The 3174-nt window shown below is 35.0% G+C and carries 4 protein-coding genes; 2 read left to right on the forward strand and 2 right to left on the reverse strand.

The window, feature by feature from the left end; all coding sequences use genetic code 11:
- Nucleotides 1–235: 235 nt before the first annotated feature.
- Both AC4AGG_RS15885 and AC4AGG_RS15890 read right to left on the reverse strand, forming a co-directional pair.
- On the reverse strand, nt 236–859 hold the full coding sequence (locus AC4AGG_RS15885) for an HAD family hydrolase (RefSeq protein WP_489772999.1): 624 nt from the start codon (nt 857–859) through the stop codon (nt 236–238).
- 123 nt (nt 860–982) lie between these two features.
- Nucleotides 983–1417 carry a type I restriction enzyme HsdR N-terminal domain-containing protein gene (locus AC4AGG_RS15890; RefSeq protein WP_489773002.1) on the reverse strand — a complete coding sequence of 145 codons (435 nt, stop codon included), beginning with the start codon at nt 1415–1417 and terminating at the stop codon, nt 983–985.
- A 3-nt stretch (nt 1418–1420) separates the two neighbouring features.
- On the opposite strand from AC4AGG_RS15890, the gene holA reads away from it, so the two are divergent.
- Both holA and AC4AGG_RS15900 read left to right on the forward strand, forming a co-directional pair.
- Nucleotides 1421–2455: a DNA polymerase III subunit delta gene (gene holA / locus AC4AGG_RS15895; RefSeq protein ID WP_489773000.1), complete on the forward strand. Its 1035-nt coding sequence runs from the start codon at nt 1421–1423 to the stop codon at nt 2453–2455.
- Between the two features lie 63 nt (nt 2456–2518).
- Nucleotides 2519–3174, forward strand: a 656-nt coding sequence (locus AC4AGG_RS15900; protein ID WP_489773001.1) for a glycine-rich domain-containing protein, incomplete at its 3' end; no start/stop codon positions are given.

Here is a 3174-nt window from a genome sequence, read left to right on the forward strand (position 1 = left end):
TCTCAAATATACGCAATTGGCGAATTGGAACCAAATATTTTTTGAAAATCATAAAAGTTTATTATTCAGTGTTTTGCGCTAGATATTTCTTTTTGTAAGTATTTGTAATCGGGTAAGATATTCAAAATGCGCAATTACAGATATTTGTAATGCGCAATGAATTCTTTTTAATTAATTTTCTAAAATTTGAGGGTAGGAGAGTTCTCAATTATAATGGGGCTATCATTTGAGAAAACTAAAAACGCAGTCCGAGCTTTTCCAATTCTTTCTCCAAATCTGTTGTTTCCGTAATATGTACTGTTAGGAAACCCATACTTTTGGCGACTTCAATATTTTTGGGATTGTCATCGATGAAGACAGATTCTTCAGCTCTAATTTGGTAGCGGTCAAGGAGGACTTGCCAAATTTGAGGGTCCGGTTTGATGAGCTTTTCGGTTCCAGAGACTACGATTTTTCCTTCGAAAAGTTCGAAAAAATCATAATGCTTTAACGCGTATGGAAAAGTCTCCGCTGACCAGTTGGTAAGTCCAAAAAGCTCGTAATCGGTGGTTGCCAACTTTCTCAGCACCGCCACATTTTCAGGAATATCGCTTTTCAACATGGTTGACCAATTGTCGTAATAAGCCCTAAGCTCTTTTTCCCATTCTGGAAATTTTGCGACCTGGATTTCTGTTCCCTCTTTCAGGGTACGACCACGGTCTTGTTCGGCGTTCCAGGAATCTTCGGCGATATGCTCCAGAAAGTACTCCATCCTTTCGTCATCATTGAAGTACGATTTGTAGAAGTATCGAGGATTCCAGTCCATCACCACACCTCCAAAATCGAAAATAATATTTTTTATATCTTGTTTTGCATTCATAATTATTACGTTCTCAAAATTTTAATTTTGCTTATTGCTTATTGCTTATTGCTTATTGCTTATTGCTTATTGCTTATTGCTTATTGCTTATTGCTTCATCCATCATCCCTCATCCATCATCCATCATTCTTCACCCTTATAAAAATGATATTGTCCATCTTGATACCTTGCGAAAATATGCTGAATTCCGTTACTCAAAATTATGGAATCTGCTGCAATTACCGAATTATATCGCGCAGTTTGTTCAAAGGTTTTTTCGGTAAGTTTTACAGAGGGCGCTTTGCATTCGACCAAGATTTTAGCCACCGTTTTTTCTGTAATAAGAAGGTCTATGCGTTTGGTAAGCCCATTGAGTTCGATTTTTTTCTCCAGTATTAATGCGGAAGCAGTGTATCCCTTTTGCTCCATAAAGTACCTAATCCAGTGTTGTCGCACCCATTCTTCAGGTGTGAGAACCAACCAGCTTTTTCGCACCACATCATAAATAAAAAACTTATCTTTGTCTTGCTTGAATTTAAAATTATAATCCACGCTAAAATTCAGTTTCGGTAAGTTCATCATATGAAAGAATTGGAATCTATTGCCAAAAGTATTAAAAATAAAGAATTTCTTCCTGTTTATTTTTTTCAAGGAGAAGAACCACACTTTATTGATGTAGGGGTCAAAATGTTGGAAAACGAAATATTGACCGAAGAAGAGAAAGCTTTTAATCAAACCATTATCTACGGAAAAGACTCCACCATTCAAGAGATTCTTGCTTTGGCTCGACAATTTCCGATGATAGGAGAGAAGCTCCAAATTGTGGTTAAAGAGGCTCAAGATTTGAAAATTAATGAAAATGAAAGCCAAATCCTTGACCAATATTTTTCTAACCCTGTTGAAAGTACAATTTTGGTGTTTGGATACAAAGGGAAGCTAGATTCCAGAAAGAAATTTGTTAAAACACTGACAAAGAATGGTCAGATTTTCAAGAGTGAACCACTCAAAGATTATCAACTTCCAAATTGGATTGAACAGGAGTGTAAAAGATTAAAAATTAAAACTTTATCACGCATTCCGGATTTGTTGTCAGAATATTTAGGGAATGACCTTTCCCGAATTTCGAATGAATTACAAAAGCTGAAAATTATTCTGAAAGAAAACGAAATTTTGGATGAGACTTTGGTCGAACGACATATCGGGATTAGCAAAGACTATAATGTTTTTGAATTGCAGACGGCAATTGGTCAATATAATATTGATAAAGCTTTTAGAATCACTCACTTTATGGGAAAGAACGAAAAGGGGACTTCTCTTTTTCAGGTCACTTCTATATTGAACAAATTTTTTACAAGTTTGATAATATATCATGTTTCGCAAGGAATGTCTCAGGCAGAATTGGCGTCCGAAATGGGGACTTCTCCTTATTTTTTGAAAGATTATGCAGTTGCAGCCAAAAATTACTCGCTCAAAAGCTGTACAAGGATTATTTCGATTCTCAGAGAGATTGATATGAAGGGAAAGGGACTTGGTGCAGTCAACACTAATGACGCCGAACTTTTGAAGGAAATGGTGTACAAAATTATGTACATTAATCAAGTAAAAGTCAAGGTATAGTCTTGTGAAAATAATGTTGAAATAAGTTGTTTTGAATGATTATTACTAATATAGCAAAGGCTTATGAACACAGAAATATGGAACAAAGTACTTGATTTTTCTTTTGAAAATATTGAGGATCATTACGGTTTCTTAACAAGACTTTCCAGAGAAAATTACTGGTCACTTAACTTTAACCAGAAGGCCATTTTAGAATACAAAAAATTTATGTATCTGGCTTCTCAGGCGGATACGATGGTTTCACCTTCTCCTATTGTTGATGAAGTTTGGCATTTGCACATAATCTATACGCAATCGTACACCTCATTATGTGAGATTTTGGGCAAAAGGATTCAGCATTTGCCAGCGATGCATAATGCTAAGGAAGGTTCCAAATTTGTATTAGCAAAAGAGCATACCGCAAAGATGTATGCTGAAAATTTTGGGCAACAACCCGTCGATATATGGAAGTATGAAGACATGTATCAATCACTGAATTTGCCTAAAGCTTCCCAAAAAATAAGATCGAAAATTATCTACGCAATTTTAACTGGATTGTTATTGCTGATACCTTTTTTCTTTGTTTTGAAACCCATCTATATCAAGATAGATAATCCTTCCTTTTTTATTTTCTATATTATATTTTACCTTGCTCTTTTGGGATTGCTATTTTCCTACAGTAGAACTGAAATCACAAAGATTTTCAAAATCGCTAATCCCAGTTCTTATATTTTTAATTT

Source organism: Chryseobacterium sp. CG10_8, assembly GCF_058117085.1.